Origin of the sequence: Luteimicrobium sp. DT211, assembly GCF_049844995.1 — a bacterium.
Classification (GTDB): domain Bacteria; phylum Actinomycetota; class Actinomycetes; order Actinomycetales; family Cellulomonadaceae; genus Luteimicrobium.
Genome location: NZ_JBNCMC010000002.1, coordinates 681,420 through 701,594 on the forward strand (window position 1 = coordinate 681,420; position 20,175 = coordinate 701,594).

The 20,175-nt window shown below is 73.4% G+C and carries 16 protein-coding genes and 1 tRNA gene; 7 read left to right on the forward strand and 10 right to left on the reverse strand.

What is annotated here, in order from left to right; translation table 11 throughout:
• Positions 1 to 32 precede the first annotated feature (32 nt).
• The 3 genes from ACLQ14_RS07265 (at position 33) to ACLQ14_RS07275 (ending at position 2,826) form a co-directional block, all read left to right on the forward strand.
• Positions 33 to 105, forward strand: a tRNA-Asn gene (locus ACLQ14_RS07265).
• 166 nt (positions 106 to 271) lie between these two features.
• Positions 272 to 1,051 carry a class E sortase gene (locus ACLQ14_RS07270; protein ID WP_425811384.1) on the forward strand — a complete coding sequence of 260 codons (780 nt, stop codon included), beginning with the start codon at positions 272 to 274 and terminating at the stop codon, positions 1,049 to 1,051.
• Positions 1,052 to 1,224: 173 nt separating this feature from the next.
• Positions 1,225 to 2,826 carry a DUF222 domain-containing protein gene (locus ACLQ14_RS07275; RefSeq protein WP_425811386.1) on the forward strand — a complete coding sequence of 534 codons (1,602 nt, stop codon included), beginning with the start codon at positions 1,225 to 1,227 and terminating at the stop codon, positions 2,824 to 2,826.
• Positions 2,827 to 2,981: 155 nt separating this feature from the next.
• On the opposite strand, the gene dnaG is transcribed toward ACLQ14_RS07275, so the two are convergent.
• Entirely contained in the window at positions 2,982 to 4,958 is a 1,977-nt protein-coding gene (gene dnaG / locus ACLQ14_RS07280) for a DNA primase (protein WP_425811388.1), read from the reverse strand.
• 10 nt (positions 4,959 to 4,968) lie between these two features.
• The gene (locus ACLQ14_RS07285) at positions 4,969 to 5,952 is read right to left on the reverse strand and encodes a helix-turn-helix domain-containing protein (RefSeq protein WP_425811390.1); all 984 of its coding nucleotides are present in this window, start codon (positions 5,950 to 5,952) and stop codon (positions 4,969 to 4,971) included.
• Positions 5,953 to 6,026: 74 nt separating this feature from the next.
• Here ACLQ14_RS07285 and ACLQ14_RS07290 point away from each other — a divergent pair, with 74 nt between their 5' ends.
• Both ACLQ14_RS07290 and ACLQ14_RS07295 read left to right on the forward strand, forming a co-directional pair.
• Complete coding sequence (locus tag ACLQ14_RS07290; protein ID WP_425811392.1) at positions 6,027 to 6,479, forward strand: VOC family protein; 453 nt, start codon at positions 6,027 to 6,029, stop codon at positions 6,477 to 6,479.
• Positions 6,480 to 6,601: 122 nt separating this feature from the next.
• Entirely contained in the window at positions 6,602 to 6,745 is a 144-nt protein-coding gene (locus tag ACLQ14_RS07295) for a hypothetical protein (protein ID WP_425811394.1), read from the forward strand.
• Between the two features lie 25 nt (positions 6,746 to 6,770).
• Here ACLQ14_RS07295 and ACLQ14_RS07300 read toward each other — a convergent pair whose 3' ends face one another.
• The 7 genes from ACLQ14_RS07300 to ACLQ14_RS07330 form a co-directional block, all read right to left on the reverse strand.
• A complete protein-coding gene (locus tag ACLQ14_RS07300; RefSeq protein WP_425811396.1) occupies positions 6,771 to 7,643 on the reverse strand; it encodes a DUF1295 domain-containing protein in 873 nt (290 codons plus the stop codon).
• Between the two features lie 46 nt (positions 7,644 to 7,689).
• Positions 7,690 to 8,988 carry a deoxyguanosinetriphosphate triphosphohydrolase gene (locus tag ACLQ14_RS07305; RefSeq protein WP_425811398.1) on the reverse strand — a complete coding sequence of 433 codons (1,299 nt, stop codon included), beginning with the start codon at positions 8,986 to 8,988 and terminating at the stop codon, positions 7,690 to 7,692.
• 34 nt (positions 8,989 to 9,022) lie between these two features.
• Positions 9,023 to 9,925: a carbohydrate kinase family protein gene (locus tag ACLQ14_RS07310; RefSeq protein WP_425811400.1), complete on the reverse strand. Its 903-nt coding sequence runs from the start codon at positions 9,923 to 9,925 to the stop codon at positions 9,023 to 9,025.
• Complete coding sequence (locus ACLQ14_RS07315; RefSeq protein ID WP_425811402.1) at positions 9,922 to 11,796, reverse strand: alpha-amylase family glycosyl hydrolase; 1,875 nt, start codon at positions 11,794 to 11,796, stop codon at positions 9,922 to 9,924. Before ACLQ14_RS07315 ends, ACLQ14_RS07310 begins: the two co-directional genes overlap by 4 nt.
• Positions 11,793 to 12,725 carry a sugar ABC transporter permease gene (locus ACLQ14_RS07320; RefSeq protein WP_425811404.1) on the reverse strand — a complete coding sequence of 311 codons (933 nt, stop codon included), beginning with the start codon at positions 12,723 to 12,725 and terminating at the stop codon, positions 11,793 to 11,795. The genes ACLQ14_RS07315 and ACLQ14_RS07320 overlap by 4 nt, the downstream gene beginning before the upstream one ends.
• A 1-nt stretch (position 12,726) precedes the next feature.
• Positions 12,727 to 14,361 carry an ABC transporter permease subunit gene (locus ACLQ14_RS07325; protein ID WP_425811406.1) on the reverse strand — a complete coding sequence of 545 codons (1,635 nt, stop codon included), beginning with the start codon at positions 14,359 to 14,361 and terminating at the stop codon, positions 12,727 to 12,729.
• A gap of 81 nt (positions 14,362 to 14,442) precedes the next feature.
• Positions 14,443 to 15,786 carry a sugar ABC transporter substrate-binding protein gene (locus ACLQ14_RS07330; protein ID WP_425811408.1) on the reverse strand — a complete coding sequence of 448 codons (1,344 nt, stop codon included), beginning with the start codon at positions 15,784 to 15,786 and terminating at the stop codon, positions 14,443 to 14,445.
• A gap of 179 nt (positions 15,787 to 15,965) precedes the next feature.
• Here ACLQ14_RS07330 and ACLQ14_RS07335 point away from each other — a divergent pair, with 179 nt between their 5' ends.
• On the forward strand, positions 15,966 to 17,000 hold the full coding sequence (locus tag ACLQ14_RS07335; RefSeq protein ID WP_425811410.1) for a LacI family DNA-binding transcriptional regulator: 1,035 nt from the start codon (positions 15,966 to 15,968) through the stop codon (positions 16,998 to 17,000).
• 143 nt (positions 17,001 to 17,143) lie between these two features.
• Complete coding sequence (locus tag ACLQ14_RS07340; protein WP_425811412.1) at positions 17,144 to 18,889, forward strand: glycoside hydrolase family 13 protein; 1,746 nt, start codon at positions 17,144 to 17,146, stop codon at positions 18,887 to 18,889.
• Positions 18,890 to 18,990: 101 nt separating this feature from the next.
• On the opposite strand, the gene dusB is transcribed toward ACLQ14_RS07340, so the two are convergent.
• Complete coding sequence (dusB, locus tag ACLQ14_RS07345; RefSeq protein WP_425811414.1) at positions 18,991 to 20,172, reverse strand: tRNA dihydrouridine synthase DusB; 1,182 nt, start codon at positions 20,170 to 20,172, stop codon at positions 18,991 to 18,993.
• Positions 20,173 to 20,175 lie beyond the last annotated feature (3 nt).

The window sequence follows — 20,175 nt, forward strand, 5'->3', positions numbered from 1 at the left end:
CCCCGTCCGGGCTGCTAGGCTTTATCCCGCGATCCTGCGTAGCTCAGTTGGCAGAGCATCCGACTGTTAATCGGACGGTCGCTGGTTCGAGTCCAGCCGCAGGAGCTTCGCCACCACGGCACGAAGGCCCGGGACCTCTGGTCCCGGGCCTTCGTCGTACCGCGAGCAGCCGCCCGTCGGGCCCGGTCACCGGACCCAGGGACCGGCCAGCGGCGTCTCGTATCCTTGCCCTGCCCCGCCGACGCGCGGGACCCGACCGCCGCGAGGAGCCATGACCGCACACGCCCGTCGACGCCGCCGTTCGCCCGTCGGCGCCGTCATCGGGACCGTGGGCGAGATCCTCATCACGCTCGGCGTCATCCTCGGCCTGTTCCTCGTGTGGGAGCTGTGGTGGACGAACGTCCAGTCGGCCCAGGCGCAGGCCAAGGACGTCGCAGCGCTCGGCTGGGCGTTCGAGCCGCAGGACGCGCCCGCCGAGCCGGCGTACCTCACGCCGTCGACGAAGACGCCCAAGGTGGACAAAGAACCCGCGCTCCTCACCACGTTCGCGACCCTGTACGTGCCCCGCTTCGGCGACGACTACGCCAAGACGATCACCGAGGGCACCGACAAGGCGACCGTCCTCGACACCAAGGGCATCGGGCACTACGTCGGGACCGCGATGCCCGGCGCGGTCGGGAACTTCGCGATCGCCGGTCACCGCACCACCTACGGCAAGCCGTTCCACGACATCGACAAGCTCAAGACCGGCGACCCGGTGATCGTCCAGACCAAGGACGGCTGGTACGTGTACGCGGTCACCGAGCACCTCGTCACCGGGTGGCGCAACGGCGAGCAGGTGGCGCCCGTGCCCGGCGACACCACCGGGACGAAGAAGCCCACGAAGCGGCTCATCACCCTCACCAGCTGTCACCCGGTGTGGCAGCCGATCCACCGGTACATCGTCCACGGCGAGCTCGTCTACTGGGCGCCGCCCGACGGCAACAAGGTGCCGAAGGAGCTCGTGACCGGAAAGTTCGACGCCGGGACGCTCGACGACGTCCTTGGTTGACCGTGAGGATCGCGTCGGCGACGCCGCGGTCTCCTCGGCCCGAAGACCCCCGCGCCCCCTCGCCTGACTGGCTTCGTGTCGGGCCCCTCGTGTCGCGGGCGTCGACAGCGCTTCCTATTCGAACATATGTTCGATAGGATCGGAGAGTCGTCGAGCGTACGCGGGAGGTGGAGATGGGCACGGTCGAGGCGCCGGAGCGAGAGGCGCTCGGTCGCGCGGCGCCTTCCCCTGAACTTCTCGTGCCGCCCGACCCGCACCCGGCCCTGACCATCGAGCCCGACGCGTGGGAGGCCGATCTTGCGGTGCTCGAGGTCGTGATCGACGCGGTGTGTGCGCGGGCCTCGCGTGCCGGCGCCACGGACACGGAGCCGGCCGCCCTCGCGACCGCCGCGACCCGGCTGCGTGAGCTCACCGCACGCCTGGACGCCGCCCGCCTGTGCGTGCTGCCGGCGCTGGAGGCCGACGGTCGGTGGGCCGTGGACGGGTCCCGTTCCTTCGCGCACTGGCTCGCCCGCCGTGACGACGTCGCCCTCGCGACCGCCCGCCGCGACGTGCGTACTGCCCGGGCGTTGCGTGACACCGTCCCCGCGACGCGCGACGCCGCACTCGCCGGGGAGCTCGGCGCCGACCACGTGCGGACCATGGTCGACGTCGCCGCGACCTCCGACCCCCGCAGGCAAGCCCTCACCGCCGTGGTTGACCCGGCGTCCGAACCCCGCACCCCCGACGCAGCCGCCGACGACACAGCGGTGGATGATGCAGCGGCCGACGGCGTCGCGCGGGTGACGGTGACCGGAGAGCAGGCGCTCCTCGACGTCGCCCGGAAGTTCTCGCTGACCGCGTTCCGGCGAGCCGTGCGGTACTTCGCGCACGTCGCGGACCCCGGCGCCGATGAGCGCGGCTACACCGAGGCCACCGAACGCGAGTTCTTCGAGCTCTCACCCACCTGGGGCGGGTACCACCTCGCCGGGTTCCTGACCACCGAGCACGGCCGGCTCCTGGACGAGGCGACCCGCGCGGTGCTCGGTGTCCCGGCAGCCGGCGACCGGCGGACCGCCACCCAGCGCCGCGCCCAGGCCCTCACCGACCTCGCCCACCTGACTCTCGACCACGGCCTCGCGGGCGCCGGCGCCGCCGTCCGGCCGCACCTGGTCGTTCACGTCTCCCACGCCGAGCTCCACGACCTCGCGGCAGGCGATCCGCGGGACCGCGAGACCGGCGCCGACGACACCGGCGCCGACGACGGCACCGGCGCGGGCATCCCTGGCATTCCCGAGGGCACCGGTCGCACCGCGCACGCCGACGTGCACCGCCTGCTCGCGAACATCCGGGCCGCGCTCGACGGCCCGGGCCCTGCGCACTGGCAGGACGACCCCGACCTGTTCACACCCGTCCCCCGACCCGTCCTGCGCCGCCTGCTGTGCGACTGCGAGGTCACGCGCGTCGTCTTCGGCCCGGACTCCACCGTCCTGGACGTCGGACGAACCCAGCGGACCGTCCGCGGCCAGCTCCGCCGGGCGGTGATCGCCCGTGACCGACGCTGCACGTACCCCGGCTGCGACCAGCCACCCTCGCGGTGCGAGGTCCACCACGCCAAGACCCACTGGGCCGACGGCGGCACCACGTCCGTCGACAACGCCGCACTCCTGTGCTGGCACCACCATGACCTCGTCGACGCCCGGTCAATCACCATGACGTGGACGACCGCCGGATGGATCTTCACCCGGCAGGACGGGACCGCGATCGGGCGACCAGACCCCCCGGCAAGCCCGTGACGCGGAGCACCGCCGCGACCTCGGCGGCCAAGCGCGCACGACCCGCGCTGCACGCGAAGCGCACGGCACACGAAGCGCACGGCACATGAGGCATGCGCGCGGGGGCGCCTGACGCTAGAAGGAAGCCGCGGGCGGCGATGGTCCGTCCGTGCGCCTCAGGCGACGGACTCGCGCAGCAGCCGCCGCTCGTGCTCGAGCTCGAGCAGCGCCTGGAACGTCCGCGCGTAGCCGTCGGCGTCGGCCGCGGGGTCGGTCCGCTGCAACCGGCCCCTGAGGTCCGCGATCCGACGGGTCAGCCCCAGGTCGACCAGCGAACGCACGACGCCCTGGGCGTACGAGGCGAGCGCGTCCGGCCGGTCCTCCGGCAGGGGCGTCACGGCGAGCTCGGTGATGAGGGGGCGCACCGGCTCGGGCGCCTGCTCCCCCACGAGCTCCACCCAGGCCGACTCGGGCTGCGCGGCGGCGGCGGTGAGGCCTCCGGCCGCGCGGACGGCGTCGTGCACGGCGCGCCACGCCGGGACGGCGAACGTCTCGGGTCCGAGCGCGTCGAACTGGGCGGCGTCGAGCGCGTGCGGCACCTGGAGGACGACCTCGAGGGCCTGGCGCTCGCGCGCGGCGACGGGGTCGCGGGGGTTCGGACGCACGAGCGTCGGGACCGGGGTCGCCGCCGGCCGCGCGTCGTCGGCCGGATCGCCCTGCCGCGCGCCACTGCCCTGCTGTGCACGACCGTCCTGCCGGGACGGCCGCTCGATGCGGTCGTCGGCCAGGCGCGGCGGCTTGGCCGACGACACGGCCCGCCGGACCGTGTCGGAGTCCATGCCCAGCCAGCCGGCGAGCAGCCGCGCGTACTCCGGCCGCAGCGCGGCGTCCCGGATGCCGGCGACGACGGGCGCCGCCTCGCGCAGCGCGCCGACCCGGCCCTCGGGCGTGCCCAGGTCGTAGCGCGTGATGGTCGAGCGGATCACGAACTCGAACAGCGGCTGACGGCCGTCGACGAGGGCGCGGACCGCCTCCGGGCCGCCCGCGAGCCGGAGCTCGCACGGGTCCTTGCCCGTCGGCTCGACCGCGACGAACGTCTGCGCGTAGAAGCGCTGGTCCTCGCCGAACGCGCGCAGCGCCGCCTTCTGGCCCGCGGCGTCGCCGTCGAACGTGAAGATGACCTCCCCGCCCACGGACTGGCCGCTCGCGAGCTGGACGCCGCCGCCCGCGGAGGTGTCGCCCAGCAGGCGGCGCACGATCCGGGCGTGGTCCGAGCCGAACGCCGTCCCGCAGGTCGCGACGGCCGTCGTCACCCCCGACAGGTGCGCGGCCATGACGTCGGTGTACCCCTCGACGACGACGGCCCGGCGCTGCTTGGCGATCTCCCGCTTGGCGAGGTCGATCCCGTACAGGACCTGGGACTTCTTGTAGAGCGTCGTCTCCGGGGTGTTGAGGTACTTGGGGCCCTGGTCCTCGTCGAACAGGCGTCGGGCGCCGAACCCGACGACCTCGCCCGTGACGTCGCGGATCGGCCAGACGAGCCGGCCGCGGAAGCGGTCGTAGACCCCCCGCTGCCCCTGGGTGACGAGTCCCGCGGCCAGCAGCTCGGCGTCGGTGAACCCGCGGCCGCGCAGGTGCCGGTGGAGGTTGTCCCAGCCCTGCGGTGCGTACCCGACGCCGAACGTCTCGGCGTCGGCCCGCTCGAAGCTCCGCTCGGCGAGGAACGTCCGCGCCGTGGCGGCGCCGGCGCTGACGAGCTGCTCGGTGTAGAAGGCCGAGGCCTGGCGGTTCGCGTCGAGCAGGCGCTGCCGGCGGCCGGGCTCCTCGCGGGTGCGCGGGCCGCCGCCGTCCTCGTACTGGAGCTGGATGCCGACCCGGCCTGCGAGGTACTCGACGGCCTCGGTGAACCCGAGCCCGTCGACCTTCTGGACGAACGAGATGACGTCGCCGCCCTCGCCGCAGCCGAAGCAGTGCCACCGCCCGACCTGAGGCCGCACGTGGAACGACGGGGTGCGCTCGTCGTGGAAGGGGCACAGGCCCTTCATCGAGCCGACGCCCGCGGTACGCAGCGTGACGTGCTGGCCGACGATCTCCTCGATGCGGGTGCGGTCGCGGACGGCGTCCACGTCCTCGCGTCGGATCCGGCCTGCCACGCCTCTCATCCTAGGGGCGCGCAGCGAGGGCGGTGGCGGCCGTCCCCCGTCCGCTCGCCGTCCGCAGGGGGTCCCCGCCGTGCGCGACCCGGCCCGGGCCCAGCCGGGCGAGGCTCGCGGCGCAGCGGCGCGCGTACGCGCCGGGCGTCGTCCCCGTCGCCGTCACGAAGTCGCGCGTGAAGTGTGCCTGGTCGTAGTAGCCGACGCCCTCCGCGAGGGCCGCGAGGTCCTGCGCGGGATCGATCGCGAGCAGCTCGGCCGCGCGGTGCACGCGCTGGCGCTGCAGCACCCACTTGGGCCCGACGCCGACGACGCGCTCGAACGCCCGCTGCAGGGCGCGCACGGACACCGCGAGGTGCCGTGCGAGCACGTCGACCGTCTCCCCCGGCCCGACCGTCTCACGGGCCGCCTCGACCGCCGCGCCGACCAACGCCAGGTCCCGCCAGGAGCGCCGCGCGTCGGGAGCGGTCCGCCGCGCCTCGACGACGGGGCGCAGCAGAGCGTCGAGGAGGGCGACGGCGTCGTCGACGCGCCCGGCCAGGCCGGCCTCGACCGCGGCCTCACCGGCCGACGCGGCGGCAGGGCCGAGAACGCTCGTCGCCGGCATCGTGCGCGCCGGGGCGCCCGACGACGCACCCACGGCGGGCGCGAGCGTCGCGCCACCGCTCAGGACGGCGAACGCGCCCGGCCGCAGCATCGCTGCGACCGCCACCCCGTGACCCGTGAGGCGGCGCTCGTCGACCGTGGGGACGAACCCGTGGGCGGCGAACCCCTGCGGCTCGGCGACGAGGTTCACGACGGGGTGCGCGATCACGGGCTGGACGTGCGCCCGCTCGCCGAGGTTCCAGTGGCTCACCCAGTACCAGCCGACGACGTCGGCGAGGTCGGGCGTCGGCGCGCGCCGGTCGAGCGTGAACCACGCCCGTGCGCCCGTCGGGTCGACGATGCCGTCCGTCGCGCGGGGGGTGGAGCCGTCGTCGAACACCTGTCGCATTCCTCCAAGACTGCCAGGCCACGCCCACACGAGCATGGGAGACGTCCCGTTCCGACGTCCCGAGGAGACTCCCGATGCAGACCTCGACCCTGCACCCGAACCTGACCGTCACCGATGCCCGCGCCGCGATCGACTTCTACGTCGGGGCGCTCGGCGCCGAGGTGGTCGACGAGATCACCGCCGGCGACGCGATCATCCACTCGGACCTGAGCCTCGGCGGGTCGACGTTCACCGTCGCCGCCGCCTTCCCGGGCTCGTCGGCGGCGCCGGACGCGTCCGCGCCGTCGTCGGTCTCCTTCACGGTCAACCTGCCGAGCGCCGACGACGTCGACACCACCTTCGCCCGGGCCGTCGCCGCGGGCGCGAGCGCGGTCGCCGAGCCGGCCGACTGGTTCGAGGGCTTCCGTCAGTCCGAGCTGCGCTGCCCCTTCGGCCACCGCTGGTTCCTCGTCCACGTCGCACCGCAGATCACCGCGGCGGACGTCCAGCGCGCCTCCGACGCCTGGATGGCGACCGAGGCGGGCTGAGCCGGGCACGAGAGGTCACGAACAGCACCCGGGGTGCGTCTTTCCCGCAGGACGTGACCTCTCGTGTGGGTGCCGCGCACCAGGATGACGAGCACCCACCCCGATCTGCCGAAGGAGTCCCCATGTGCGAGCACCCCGTCGTCGCCCTAGAGCCCGAGCGCGTCGACTACGGCACCTGGTCGGCCGTCGTCTGGCGGTTCCGGTGCACCGCCTGCGAGGTCGAGGCCGCCTACGTCGAGTACGACGACGCTCCGTCCCGCAGGTGAGCGCCGGTTCCCCGGCCCTCCGACCTCAGCCGGCGGCGACGCGCCGCGGCCACCACGGGACCAGCATCGACGTCCGGCGCTGGTACGAGGCATAGGCCGGGTACTTCGCCGACGTCAGGGACTCCGTGAACCGGGTCGACCCGACGAACAGGCCGGTCAGGGCGACCGCCCCGAGGACCGTCCAGCCCCAGTCCTGACCCCGTGCGACCACGGCGAACAGCCAGACGACCCACCACTGCGCCTGCTCGCAGAAGAAGTTCGGGTGGCGCGACCAGCGGAACAGCCCGGTGTCCAGGAAGCCCGGCTCGAGGGTCTCGCCGCGGGCCGCGGCGGCGCGCTTGCGGCGGTGGAAGACCCACTGCTGCTGGTCCGCGACGGTCTCGCCCACGAGGAAGAGCACGAACAGCGCGACCAGGAGGACGTCCCAGCCGCCGACCGGCCGGAGATCGGACAGAGTAGCGGCGAACGTCCCGCTGTGGAGCGGCGCGTAGGACGTCCAGCCCATGGCCGTCCCCTCGGGGAACCGCCCCATGCTCCACACCGGAAGCGTGATCGCGACGAGCAGCGCGTTCTGGAACCCGGAGACGAACACCGGAACGAACAGCTGCCACTGCCACGGCTTCAGGCGGGCGCGCAGCACCGGCCACCGGTAGTCCTCGGTCCCGCTGTACCCGCCCTTGCGCGCGAAGTTGAAGGTCAGGCGCGCGCCCCAGCAGGTGATGAGCACGGACACGAGGACGGCGCGCGCGTCCCAGCCTCCGGTGCCGGTGAAGATCCAGGCGTAGGCGACGGGGACGATCGACCAGATCCGGTCGACCCAGGACGCGTCGCGGGTCACGACCGCGAGCAGCCAGGTGGCCAGGGTCACTCCGAGCGCGGTCCACAGGACAGCGTGCACCGGTCCTCCTTCGGGGTTGGGCGTCGTCCGGCGGGGCGCCGGCGGGTCAGGGGCGGACGAGGCGCGCGTGCAGCTGCATCGCTGACAGGTCGGTCAGCGACGCGACCTGGTCGACGACGACGCGCAGCCGGGCGGCGTCGTCGGGTGCGGCGTCGAAGTCCTCGGCGAAGTGCGTCTCGAGGGACGAGGGAGCCCGGTCGAGGAGCACACGCGCGAGGTCGGCGATGATCTCGCGCTGGCGCAGGTACAGAGGCTCGGACTCGCGGGGCGCCATCACGTAGGCGACGGCGACGCCCTTCAGCACGAGGATCTCGGCGGTCGTCTCGTCGGGGACGACGAGACGCGCCGCGTAGCGCGTCAGGCGGCCGTCGCCGTACGTGTCGCGCGTGGCGTCCTGGGCGGCGCGGCTGAACCGTCCGATGAGCTGGCTGGTCGCGTCCTTGAGCGTCGCGAGCGCGCGGCGAGACCCGTCGAACCCGGTCACGAGGTCGCCGGTCGCAAGGAGGCGACCTATCGCCGCCTCGAGCGCGGCGGCGTCGAACTGGCGGCCGTACCAGGCGTGCACGGCGTCGACGACGCGTGCCTGCGCCTCGCCACCCTCCAGCACCGCAAGGTCGAGGCGCCCGCCGACGACGGCGTCCTCGACGTCGTGCACGCTGTAGGCGATGTCGTCGGCGAGGTCCATGACGTCGGCCTCGATGCACCGTGCGTGGCTGTGGGGACCCCCGGGGACGCCGTCGCGCAGCCAGCCGAACACCTCGCGGTCGTCGTCGTACACGCCGAACTTGGGCGTGGGGGTCCCGTCGCGGCGCGCGGGTCCCTCCCCCGGGCCCCACGGGTACTTGGTCGCGGCGTCGAGGGTCCCGCGCGTGAGGTTGAGGCCGACGGACCGGCCGTCGGGGGTGACGCGCTTGGGCTCGAGCCTGGTCAGGATCCGCAGGGTCTGCGCGTTGCCCTCGAACCCGCCGATGTCGGCGGCGACCTCGGCGAGCGCGCGCTCCCCGTTGTGCCCGAACGGCGGGTGGCCGAGGTCGTGCGCGAGGCACGCGCTGTCGACGACGTCGGGGTCGCAGCCGAGCGCCTTGCCGAGCTCGCGCCCGACCTGGGCGACCTCGAGGCTGTGGGTCAGCCGGGTCCGGACGAAGTCGTCGGTGCCGGGCCCCAGCACCTGCGTCTTGGCGCCGAGGCGGCGCAGGGCGGACGAGTGGACGAGCCGGGCCCGGTCGCGCTCGAACGCGCTCCGGGCACTCGACTTGGGCGGCTCGGGCAGCCAGCGTTCCTGGGCGGCGTCGTCGTAGCCCGCCACGGGGGCCCCGGCGGCGGGCCGCGGCGGATCGGTGTGCACGGTCACACCTTAACGACGTCGGCGCCTGCCGCCGTCAGATCGCACGCCGACGGTGCTCCACCTCGGACCGCGCCGGAGCGAGACCCTCGCTCGTGACGACGTCCGCGGCGTGCCGGGCCGCCACCGCGAGCGCCTCCGGGACGTCCGCGCCGTCGAGCGTGGCGTCCACGAAGCCCGCGACAAACCCGTCTCCCGCGCCGTTGGTGTCGACGACCCGCTCCACCGGGACCGCGTCGACGTGGTACCACCGGCCGTCGGCGTCGAGCGCGGTCGCCCCGTCGGCGCCGTGCGTGCACACGACCAGGCGCGCGCCCGCGGCGACGCGCTCGCTCATGAGCGCGCGGTGCTCGGGCAACCGTTCGGAGCTGAGGAACAGGTACGACGCCGCGTCGACCCACGGGCGGTGGAACGCGGCCCGCGAGTCCCAGTCGTGCACGTCCGCCCACACGGGCACGCCGCGGCGCGCGGCCTCGGCCAGCAGGGGCTGCGCGTGCGGCGCCAGGTCCACGACGACGGCGCGCGCCTCGTCGAGCGCGGCCAGCGTGCGCTCCCAGCCCGGGTCGGACGTGGGGACGTCGGACGGTGCGTGCAGGTACACGGACAGCCGCTCGGAGCCCGACCCCATGAGGTTGAGGTGTCGCTCGGTCCGGCCGTCCGCGGCTGCGGCGGCGGCCAGCTCGAGCCCCGGCACCGCGAGCGCCGCGCGGGCCGAGCGTCCGGCGTCGTCGTCGCCGAGCACGGTGCGCAGCAGCACGCGGCGGCCGAGGGCCGCGAGGTTGAGCGCCTTGCCCGCCGACGTCCCGCCGACCGTCCGGTAGGAGCCGTTCGCGAAGACGGTGTGCGGGACCGCGTCGGGCAGCGCGTCGAGGTGGACGATCTCGTTCCACGAGACCGGTCCCGCGACCACCACGTCGGGGACCTCGGGCGCATGCTTCATGCGAGCCGCCACACGTGCGCGGCCGGACCGTCGCCGGGCAGCTCGAGCACCCGGTCGGCGCCCGAGCCCGAGACGCGCAGCGGCGCGTCGCCGAGCAGGGTCTCGGGGACGTCGGCGCCGAGCAACGTGCCCGCGGGCAGGCGCGCGCCCGGCCACGGTGCCCGCGCCACGAGGACGAGCACCCGCTCGTCGGCGGTCTCGCGGACGTACGCGACGGCGTCGTCGTCGACCACGACCCAGCGCAGGCCGCCCTCGCGGAGCGCCCGGCTCGAGCGCCGCAGCCGGGCGAGCGTCGCGTAGTGCGCGAACGTGGCCTCGTCGCGGTCTCCGGGGCGGTCCCACGGCATGGGCGTGCGCGACTCCTCGCCGTTGCGGCCCTCGAGCCCCAGCTCGTCGCCCGCGAACACGACGGGCGTGCCCGGGTAGGTGAACAGCATCGCGGCGGCCGCGTGCGCGAGGTCGGCGGAGCCGGCGATCGTCCGCAGGCGCGGCGTGTCGTGCGAGGCGAGCATGTTCCACTGCGACCGCGTGACCGCCCACGGCACCGCGGACGCGAACTCCCGCATCGTGGCGACCGTCGCCCTACCGTCGCGACGAGCGATCGGACCGGGCAGCTCGAGCGAGCGGACGGCGCCGTGGGGCGTGAGCCACGACCACAGCGGCCGCGTGAACGCGGAGTAGTTCATGACGGCGTGCCAGCCGTCGCCCTGCGCGTCGGCTCCGGCGTCGTGGAAGTGCTCGCCCACGAGCAGCGCGTCCGGGCGGACCGCCGCCATCGTGGAGCGGATCTCCCGCGCGACGCTGTGCGCGCGGTCCGCGTCGCGGTAGCGCCCCGTCATGTTGGCGACGTCGATCCGCCACCCGTCGAGGCCGGCGTCGAGGTCACCGCCGCCCGCGAGCCAGCGCCCGACGACGGAGCCCGGCCCGCGCACGAGCCGCTCGGCCAGGCCAGGGGCGCCGTGGTCGAGCTTCGGGAGGCTGGCGTGGCCGAGCCACCCGACGTGCCCGTCGGGCGTCCAGTAGTAGTAGTCGTGCTCGGGCGAGACCGGGTCCGCGAGGGCGCGACCGAACCACTCGTGTCCGACGCCCGTGTGGTTGGTCGTGAGGTCGCCCATGATCCGCATGCCGCGGGCGTGCACGGCCCGGGCGAGCGCGGCGAGCGCCGCGTCGCCGCCCAGCAGCGGGTCGATGCGGTCGAACGTCGTGGCGTCGTAGCGGTGGTTCGAGCGGCCGGGGAACGTCGGCGTGAGGTACAGCACGTCGACGCCGAGCCGCTCGAGGTGGTCGAGCCGCTCCGCGATCCCCCACAGGTCGCCGCCGTAGAGCTGGCGGCCCGCGCCGGGACCGAAGCCGTCGACGGGGTCGTCCCAGCGGCGCGGCTCGGCCCAGTCGGGGGTCTCGTGGGCGTCGGCGCGGGCGGAGCGCGCGAACCGGTCCGGGAACACCTGGTAGACGAGCGAGCCCGTCCCCCACCCGGGCGGCGGCGCGTGCGTGCTCAGCCGGAAGTCCGACGCGTCGGGCACGTCGCGGGTCGCGACCCCGCGGCCCGTGAGCCAACGGTGCCCGCCGGGCCTCGTCGACGGGCCCAGGAAGAACCGGTACGACGTGACCGGGTTGTGCGCGACGACATCCGCGACGAACCACGTCTCGTGCTCGTCACGACGCTCAGGCCGCGCCTGCACGAGGAGCGGCTCGCCGTCCTGCACCACCCGGACCCACACGTCGTCGTCGCCGGGAGCGTCGGGCGCGTGCGGCACGCGGACGCGGACGGGGACGGCGTCGCCGAGCGCCGGCGCGCCCGCGGGCACGTACGCCTCGGAGCCGTCGTGGTGCGGGAGGTCGGTCAGGACACGGGTGCGGCCGCCGGTCATCCCTTGACCGAGCCCGAGGTCAGGCCCCCGACGATGTACTTCTGCAGGAACAGGAACAGCAGGATCACGGGGATCGCCGCGAGGACGGCCCCTGCGGCGAACAGGCCCCAGGGCGCGTTGCGCTCGTCGGACGCCCACTGGTAGAGGCCGATCGCGAGCGTGAACTTGTTCGTGGACTGCAGCACGGTGCTCGCGATGAAGAACTCGCCGTACGTGCTGATGAACGACAGCAGGCCCACGACCACGAGGATCGGCGTCACGAGCGGCATGATGATCGTCCAGTAGACCTGGCCGTGGGTCGCGCCGTCGATGCGGGCGGCCTCGTCGAGCTCCTTGGGCACCGTGTTGAAGAACCCGTAGAGCAGGAACGTGTTCACGCCGAGCGCGCCGCCGAGATAGACGGCGATGAGCCCGGGGATCGAGTTGAGGCCGAGGACCGGGAACACGTCCTTGAGCTGCAGGAGCAGCAGGAAGATCGCGACCGCGGCCAGCATCTGCGGGAACATCTGGACGAGCAGCAGGCCGGTGAGCGTCGAGCGGCGCCCGCGGAACCGGTAGCGCGAGAACGCGTACGCCGCGGCGGCGCCCATGAGCACGGTCCCGATCGCCGTCACCACGCAGATGATCAGCGAGTTCGCGGCCCACCGGCCGAACCCGCGGTGGAACAGCTCCGTGAAGTTGGAGAGGCTCACCGACGAGAACAGGTCGTTCGAGCCCGTCAGGCTGCCGTTCGGGTTGAGTGCGGCCGACAGGACGTAGAGCAACGGCAGGATGCAGAAGGCGATGGCCAGGACGCCCACGACGTGGCGCCAGCCGACCTCCTTCCACCACCGGCCGCCGCGGAGGCGGGTGTCGTTGACGGGCCCGCCGGCGTCGTCGGCGCTCTCGACCCGGGCGATCGGGGTGCGGGTCGGCTCGATGGCGGCCATGTCAGAGCTCCTCGAGGGTGCGCGTGCGACGGAAGCCGAGCCACGAGATCAGCCCGACGACGATGAAGATGAGGATCGACACGGCGCTCGCGAGGCCGTAGTCGTTCGATCCCGTCCCGAAGGCCACCGAGTAGACCATCGAGATGAGGATGTCGGTGCTGCCGACGGGGATCGGCGCGCCCACGAAGTCCGGCCCGCCTCCCGTGAGCAGGTAGATCAGCGAGAAGTTGTTGAAGTTGAACGCGAAGCTCGAGATCAGGAGCGGCGCGACGCTCACCATGAGGAGCGGGAGCGTGATGGAGCGGAACGCCCGGAACGGGCCGGCGCCGTCGACGCGCGCCGACTCCATGACGTCGCCCGGGATGGACTGCAGCGCACCCGTGCAGATGAGGAACATGTAGGGGAAGCCGAGCCAGAGGTTCACCCCCAGCACCGACAGCTTCGCCAGCCACGGGTCGCCGAGCCAGTCGATGTTCGCGCCGCCCAGGAGCACCTGGTTGACGAAGCCGAACTTGGAGTTGAGCATGCCGCTCCACACCAGCGCGGCGAGGAAGCCGGGGAACGCGTACGGCAGGATCAGCAGCGAGCGGTAGATCTTGCGGCCCCGGACCCGCGGGTCGTTGAACACCAGCGCGAGGAAGAGGCCGAGGAAGAACGTCGTCGCGACCGACAGGAACGCGAAGGCGAACGTCCAGAGCGTGACCTTCAGGAAGATGCCGGAGATCCGCGAGTCCGTGAACATCTTCGTGAAGTTCTCCCAGCCGACGGTGACCCGCCAGCCCGGCTCGAGCCTCTCGCCCTTCGCCGACACGAAGTTGCCGTGGTCGCTCGGCGTGTACGTCACGCCCGTCTTGGTGTTGGTGAACGTGTCGGTCTTCGCGTCGTACTCCATGACGGGCGAGAAGACGTAGGCCACGGAGCCGTTCTGCGTGCGCAGGGTGCCGTCCGCGGCGTCGTCGGAGACGGGGACCGCGAGCGCAGTGACGTCCTTGGCGCGGCCGGCGATGTCGGCGAAGGTCAGCACCTGCCAGCCGGGGACCGCGGTGACCTTGGTGCCGGCGACCGTCGCGCCGTCCGCGGGGGCGAGCGGGTCGTCCGCGGTGCCGATCTCGGCCTTCCCGTCCTGCACGACGGCGAAGCCCAGCTCGTCGCCGCGGCTCACCACCGCGACGGGGAAGGCCGCCGAGCCGGGCAGCCGCACCTGGTTCTGCGTCTCGATCGCGGAGATCGCGTCGGACTTGGTGGAGTTGTGCCCGTCGCCGTAGTTCGTGAACGCGATGTACCCCGTGTACGCCATGACGAAGAGCTGGTACACGAGGAGGAACAGCATCCCGGGCACCAGGTACTTCGCGGGGATCGCGCGCTTGGAGAAGTACGCCCAGTTGACGACGGCGAGCGCCAGCACGAGGAACGCGACGATCCCCCAGCTCTGGACGCCGGCCGCCGCGACGATGCCGTAGAGGCCCAGCGCGTCGACGAGCCCGACGAGGATCAGCTTGGCGATCCAGCCCGGGCTGAACCGCCGGGCGTGCGACTCGGGGCGCGGGGGGACGGTCGGCCGCGGGGCGGGTCCGTCGGCGCCGCCGTCGCCGGGTGCGGCGTCCGGAGCGCGGGGGGCGAGCGTCTGCTCGGTCATCGTCGTCTCTTTCGTGCGGTGCGTCGGGCGTGAACGGGACCGGCCCGCCCCGACGGTGCGGGGCGGGCCGGTCGGGTGGCGTCAGCCCTTCGACTTGTCGATGGCCGCCTGGATGTTCTTGATCATGGTGTCCCACGCAGCGTCGGGGTCCTTCGCCTTGCCGGAGATGATCTGCGCCTCGGTGGTGCCCCAGAAGGACCAGACCGAGTCCATGGCCGGGATGGCGGGCATGGGCGTCGTGCCGGCCGCGTCGGTGAAGCCCTTGATGATCGGGTCGTCGACCTTGTCCGCGGCCGCGGTCAGCGCGGGCATGCGCTGACCGGCCGTGTACAGCTCGGTCTGGACCGCCTCGGAGCCGAGGAAGTTGGTGACGAAGTCGTTCGCCACGATCGGGTTCTGCGTCTTGGCGCTGATGTACGCGCCCTGCACGCCGACGAACGGGTTCGACTTCTCGCCGCCCGCGCTCGGGAGCGGCAGGACGGTGATGTCGAGGCCGGCCTTCTTGAACGCCGGGGTGTTCCAGGGACCCGTGAGGATGTACGGGGTCTGGCCGTGCGAGAACGCGTCGGTGGCCTTCTGCGAGTCGATCGCGGTGTCGAGGACGTCGTCCTTGCCGAGCTTCGCGAGGTACTGGGCGAACTTGTGGCCGGCGTCGCCGCCCATCGTGAGCGTGTCGGTGTACGAGCCGTCGTCGTTCTGCTTGAAGACGGGCGCCCCGAACGACGTCTGGAACGGGTACAGGTGGTACGGGTCGCCGTCCTTGCCCTGCTGGACGACGAACGGGTACTTCACCTTCGCGTTCTTCGCCATGACCTGCTTGCCCTGGGTGACGAGGCCGTCGAACGTGTCGGGCGTGCTGCTCGCAAGCTTGTTGTTGCGCACGAGCGCGAGGTTCTCGATGGCGTACGGCACGCCGTAGACCTGGCCGTCGTAGGTGAAGGCCGAGATGGTCACGGGCGAGAACTCGCTCGCCTTGTCGCCGAGCTCGATGGGCTGCACCGTGCCGTTGGTGACGAGCTGCCCGGCCCAGTCGTGCGCGCCGACGACGATGTCGGGGCCCTCGCCGGTCGGCTCCTGCTTGACGAAGTCGGCGCGGATGTCCGCGGACGCCTTCTGCACGACCGTGACCTTGACGCCGGACTGCGCCTGGTACTCCTGGCCCAGCTTCTTGAAGGCGTCGATCCGCGTCTCGTCGGTCCAGATGGTCAGCGTGCCCGTGAGCTGGGGCGCTGCGCTGCTGGCTGCGGCCGACGGCGAGGACGGCTTGTCGCCGCTGCCCGAGTCGGACGAGCAGGCGGTGAGCGCGAGAGCCGCGCCGAGGGCGACCGCCGTCGCCGAGAAGATGCTCCGTCGCATCGGTGTGTCTCCCATGAGGTCGAGGGTGGCCGCGCGGCGTCGCACGCCGACGTCGGCCTTGGATGGCATGACCGTAGGCGAAGGTGGCCCCGCTGTGCAACCGCTTGCAGCAAGGCCGTCGCCGTCGTTACAGTTTCGTTGCAGTCCAGCGCTCCGCCGACGACGGCGGACCGTGCTCGCCGGCCAGACGGCCGGCCAGAAACCAGCGACAAGGAGGTCCTGTGCGCCGGACCACTACGCTCGTAACCGTGCGTACCCGTCTTGCAGACCTGGCCCAGCTCGCGGGCGTGAGCACCGCGACGGTCTCGCGGGTCCTCAACGGCAAGTCCAACGTCTCCCGCGAGACCCGCCAGGCCGTGCTCTCCGCGCTCGACCAGCTCGGCTACGAGCGGCCCGAGCGGCTCAAGCACCGGTCCGCCGGGCTCATCGGGCTCGTCGTGCCGGAGCTCGTCAACCCGGTGTTCCCCGCCTTCGCGCAGGTCATCGAGGACCATCTCGCCGACGCCGGGTACACGCCCGTCCTCTGCACCCAGTCGCCCGGCGGCACCACCGAGGACGAGTACGTCGAGATCCTCATGGAGCACGGCGTCGACGGCATCGTGTTCGTCTCCGGGCTGCACGCCGACACCCAGGCCGGCCGCGACCGCTACGTGCGGCTGCGCGAGCGGGGTATGCCGATCGTGCTCGTGGGCGGCTACGCGGAGGGCATCGACGCGCCCTTCGTGTCCGCCGACGACGCCCGGGCCGCCGAGCTCGCGGTGCGGCACCTGGTCAGCCTGGGGCACCGCCGGATCGGCCTGGCCGCGGGCCCGACGCGCTTCGTCCCGACCCAGCGCAAGCAGGAGGGCTTCGTGAGCGCCCTCGTGCAGCACGGCCTCGCCGCAGACGCGGCCGAGGCGCGCACGCACGTGGTCAACACGCTGTTCACGCTCGAGGGCGGGCAGGCCGCCGCGGAGGAGCTCCTCGCGAGCGGGCACACCGCGGTCGTGTGCGCGAGCGACCTCATGGCGCTCGGGGTGACGCGCGCGGCGCGCGCCCGCGGCCTCGCCGTCCCCGGGGACATGTCGGTGGTGGGCTACGACGACTCGCCGCTGATCGCCTTCACCGACCCGCCTCTGACGACCGTGCGCCAGCCCGTCGCGGCGATGGGGCGCGCCGCCGTGGCCGCGCTGCTGACCGAGATCTCGGGCGACCGCGCGCCCCGCAGCGAGCTGCTCTTCCAGCCCGAGCTCGTCGTGCGCGAGTCCACGGGGAGCGCGCCGGTGGACGTCCCGGTCGCCTGATCCGCGGCGGGCGGCCGCCCGCGACCTCGGTTGACGGGCGCGGGTCGGCCTGTGCAAGGATGCTGCAACGTACATCGCAGTCTTGCCGTGCTGACCACCCAGCGAGACGCCTCCCTCCCCGACGATGCGAGGACAGCCCTCCCATGACCCGAATCGATGCGACGACCGCGCCAGCGACCCAGGCCGTCACCGTCCACACTGCCGACGACGCGCAGGGCAGCTGGTGGCGTGACGCGGTGATCTACCAGGTCTACCCGCGGTCGTTCGCCGACGCGGACGGCGACGGCGTCGGCGACCTGCCCGGGATCACCGCGCACCTCGACCACCTCGTCGAGCTCGGCGTCGACGCCCTGTGGCTCTCGCCCTTCTACCGCTCGCCGCAGAACGACGCCGGCTACGACGTCGCCGACTACCGCGACGTCGACCCGCTGTTCGGCACGCTCGCCGACTTCGACGCACTGCTCGAGGCCGCGCACGCGCGCGGCGTCCGCGTCGTCGTCGACCTCGTGCCGAACCACACGTCCGACCAGCACGTCTGGTTCCAGGCGGCGCTCGCCGCGGACGAGGGCTCGCCCGAGCGCGCGCGCTACCTGTTCCGTGAGGGCCGCGGGACGACCGGCGAGGAGCCGCCGAACAACTGGCAGTCGATCTTCGGCGGCCCGGCCTGGACGCGCACCACCCGCACCGACGGGACCCCGGGCCAGTGGTACCTGCACCTGTTCGACTCGTCGCAGCCCGACCTCGACTGGTCCAACCCCGAGGTCCGCTCCGAGTTCGAGGACGTCCTGCGGTTCTGGCTCGACCGCGGCGTCGACGGGTTCCGCGTCGACGTCGCGCACGGCATGGTGAAGGCGGACGGCCTGCCGGACTGGGACGGCCGCGTCGCGATGGTCGACGGCACCGAGAGCGCCGACGGCACCGAGGCCGTGAACGGCTCCGGGAACTCCGGTCCCATGTTCGACCAGGACGGCGTCCACGAGATCTACCGCGCCTGGCGCCGGATCCTCGACGAGTACGACGGCGACCGCGCGATGGTCGCCGAGGCGTGGGTCGAGCCTCTGTCGCGGCTCGCGCGCTACGTCCGCCCGGACGAGATGCACCAGGCGTTCAACTTCTCGTTCCTCGCCGCCGGCTGGGACGCCGCCCGCCTGCGCGGCGTCGTCGAGTCGTCCTTCCGGGCCAACGACGCGGTCGGCGCCCCCACGACGTGGGTGCTGTCCAACCACGACGTCGTGCGGCACGCCTCGCGGCTCGGCCTCGCCGAGCCCGAGAACCGGCCCAACGGCCTCTTCGCGACCGACCCGCAGCCCGACGCCGAGCTCGGCCTGCGCCGCGCCCGCGCCGCGAGCCTGCTCATGCTCGGCCTGCCCGGCTCGGCGTACGTGTACCAGGGCGAGGAGCTCGGCCTGCCCGAGCACACCACGCTCGACGCCGCGGTCCGCCAGGACCCCGCGTTCTTCCGCACCGGCGGGTCCGAGGCGGGCCGGGACGGCTGCCGCATCCCGATGCCGTGGTCCGCGGGCGCCCCCGCGTACGGCTTCTCCCCGACGGGCGCCGCGTGGCTTCCGCAGCCCGGGTCGTACGCGGCGCACGCGGCCGACGTCGAGCGCGCCACCGCCGGCTCCACGTTCGACCTGTACCGGGCGGCCCTGCGCGTGCGGAAGGCCGAGGCGCTCGGCACCGGCGACCTCGCCTGGCTCGACGTGTTCGCGGACGACCCGCAGGTGGTCGCCCTCCGTAACCGCGACGTCGTCGTGGTCGCGAACCTGGGCGACGCGCCCGTCGCGCTGCCGCAGGGTGCCGAGGTCGTCGTCGCGTCGGGCGAGCTGGCCGACGACGCCGGCACCGTGGCCGTCCCCTCGGACACCACGGTCTGGTACCGCGCCTGACGGCTCTGACGACGCAGACCGGCGGGGCCGGCCCCCCCCCCCCCCCCCGGGGGGGGGGGGGCCCCCCCCCCCGCCGGTCTGCCGGGGTACGAGAGCCGGCCTCAGCCGCCGGAGACGCTCAGCTCGGCCTCGACCAGCTGCTGCCGGTGCTCGGGGGTGAGCTCGCGCGAGTCCAGCCAGCCGTACGGCAGGTGGGCGGTCTTCGGGGTGCCGGACCGCCCCCGAGGACCCTCGGCGCCCTCGCCGGGGTACGGCTGGTCGAGGTCGAGCGCGTCGAGACGTTCGCGCAGCTCGGCGAGCGTCGAGACGAGCGCGAGCGACGCGCGCGCCTCACCCCCGACCGCGTAGCCCTTGAGGTACCAGGCCATGTGCTTGCGCAGGTCGCGCATGCCCTTGCCCTCGTCCTCCCAGTAGTCGACCTGCAGCTCGCCGTGCCGGTAGATCGTGTCGGCGACCTCGCGCAGGCCCGGGCGGATCCGCGCGTCGGACCCGGCGAACGCGGCAGCGAGGTCGGCGAACAGCCACGGCCTGCCCTGGCACCCGCGGCCGACGACGACGCCGTCGGCGCCCGTCACCTGCACCATCCGGACGGCGTCCTCCGCGGACCAGATGTCGCCGTTGCCGAGCACGGGGATGCTCCGGACCGTCTCCTTGAGCGTCGCGATCGCGGCCCAGTCGGCCGTCCCAGAGTAGTGCTGCTCGACGGTCCTGGCGTGGAGCGCGATCGCCGCGGCGCCCTCGCGCTCCGCGATGAGGCCGGCGTCGAGGTACGTGAGGTGCTCGTCGTCGATGCCCTTGCGGGTCTTGACCGTCACCGGGACGCCGTAGGCGCCGCCCGCCTCGACGGCGCCCGCGACGATGCGCGTGAAGAGTTCGCGCTTCCAGGGCAGCGCGCCGCCACCGCCGCGCTTGGTGACCTTGGGCACGGGGCACCCGAAGTTGAGGTCGACGTGGTCGGCGAGCCCCTCCGCGGCCAGGAGCCTGACTGCGCCCGCGACCGTGGCGGGGTCGACGCCGTAGACCTGGGCCGAGCGGGGCGACTCGCCGTCGTCGAAGGTGACGATCCGCAGGGTGGCCGGGTGCCGCTCGACGAGCGCGCGGCTCGTGACCATCTCCGCGACGTACAGGCCGGCGCCGTGCTCACGGCACAGGGTCCGGAAGGCCTTGTTCGTCACCCCTGCCATGGGCGCGAGCACGACCGGGGTGTCGATCGTGTGCGGCCCGATGCGCAGCGGGGGCAGCAGCGTGCTGACGGTGGAGGTGGGGGCTGTCACGTCCCCCATTCT

Coding starts and splice junctions, on each gene's coding strand:
- ACLQ14_RS07270 (WP_425811384.1), top strand. CDS start 272: ATGACCGCACACGCCCGTCGACGCCGCCGTTCGCCCGTCGGCGCCGTC.
- ACLQ14_RS07275 (WP_425811386.1), top strand. CDS start 1,225: ATGGGCACGGTCGAGGCGCCGGAGCGAGAGGCGCTCGGTCGCGCGGCG.
- ACLQ14_RS07285 (WP_425811390.1), bottom strand. CDS start 5,952: ATGCGACAGGTGTTCGACGACGGCTCCACCCCCCGCGCGACGGACGGC.
- ACLQ14_RS07290 (WP_425811392.1), top strand. CDS start 6,027: ATGCAGACCTCGACCCTGCACCCGAACCTGACCGTCACCGATGCCCGC.
- ACLQ14_RS07295 (WP_425811394.1), top strand. CDS start 6,602: ATGTGCGAGCACCCCGTCGTCGCCCTAGAGCCCGAGCGCGTCGACTAC.
- ACLQ14_RS07310 (WP_425811400.1), bottom strand. CDS start 9,925: ATGAAGCATGCGCCCGAGGTCCCCGACGTGGTGGTCGCGGGACCGGTC.
- ACLQ14_RS07315 (WP_425811402.1), bottom strand. CDS start 11,796: ATGACCGGCGGCCGCACCCGTGTCCTGACCGACCTCCCGCACCACGAC.
- ACLQ14_RS07320 (WP_425811404.1), bottom strand. CDS start 12,725: ATGGCCGCCATCGAGCCGACCCGCACCCCGATCGCCCGGGTCGAGAGC.
- ACLQ14_RS07325 (WP_425811406.1), bottom strand. CDS start 14,361: ATGACCGAGCAGACGCTCGCCCCCCGCGCTCCGGACGCCGCACCCGGC.
- ACLQ14_RS07330 (WP_425811408.1), bottom strand. CDS start 15,786: ATGCCATCCAAGGCCGACGTCGGCGTGCGACGCCGCGCGGCCACCCTC.
- ACLQ14_RS07340 (WP_425811412.1), top strand. CDS start 17,144: ATGACCCGAATCGATGCGACGACCGCGCCAGCGACCCAGGCCGTCACC.
- dusB (WP_425811414.1), bottom strand. CDS start 20,172: ATGGGGGACGTGACAGCCCCCACCTCCACCGTCAGCACGCTGCTGCCC.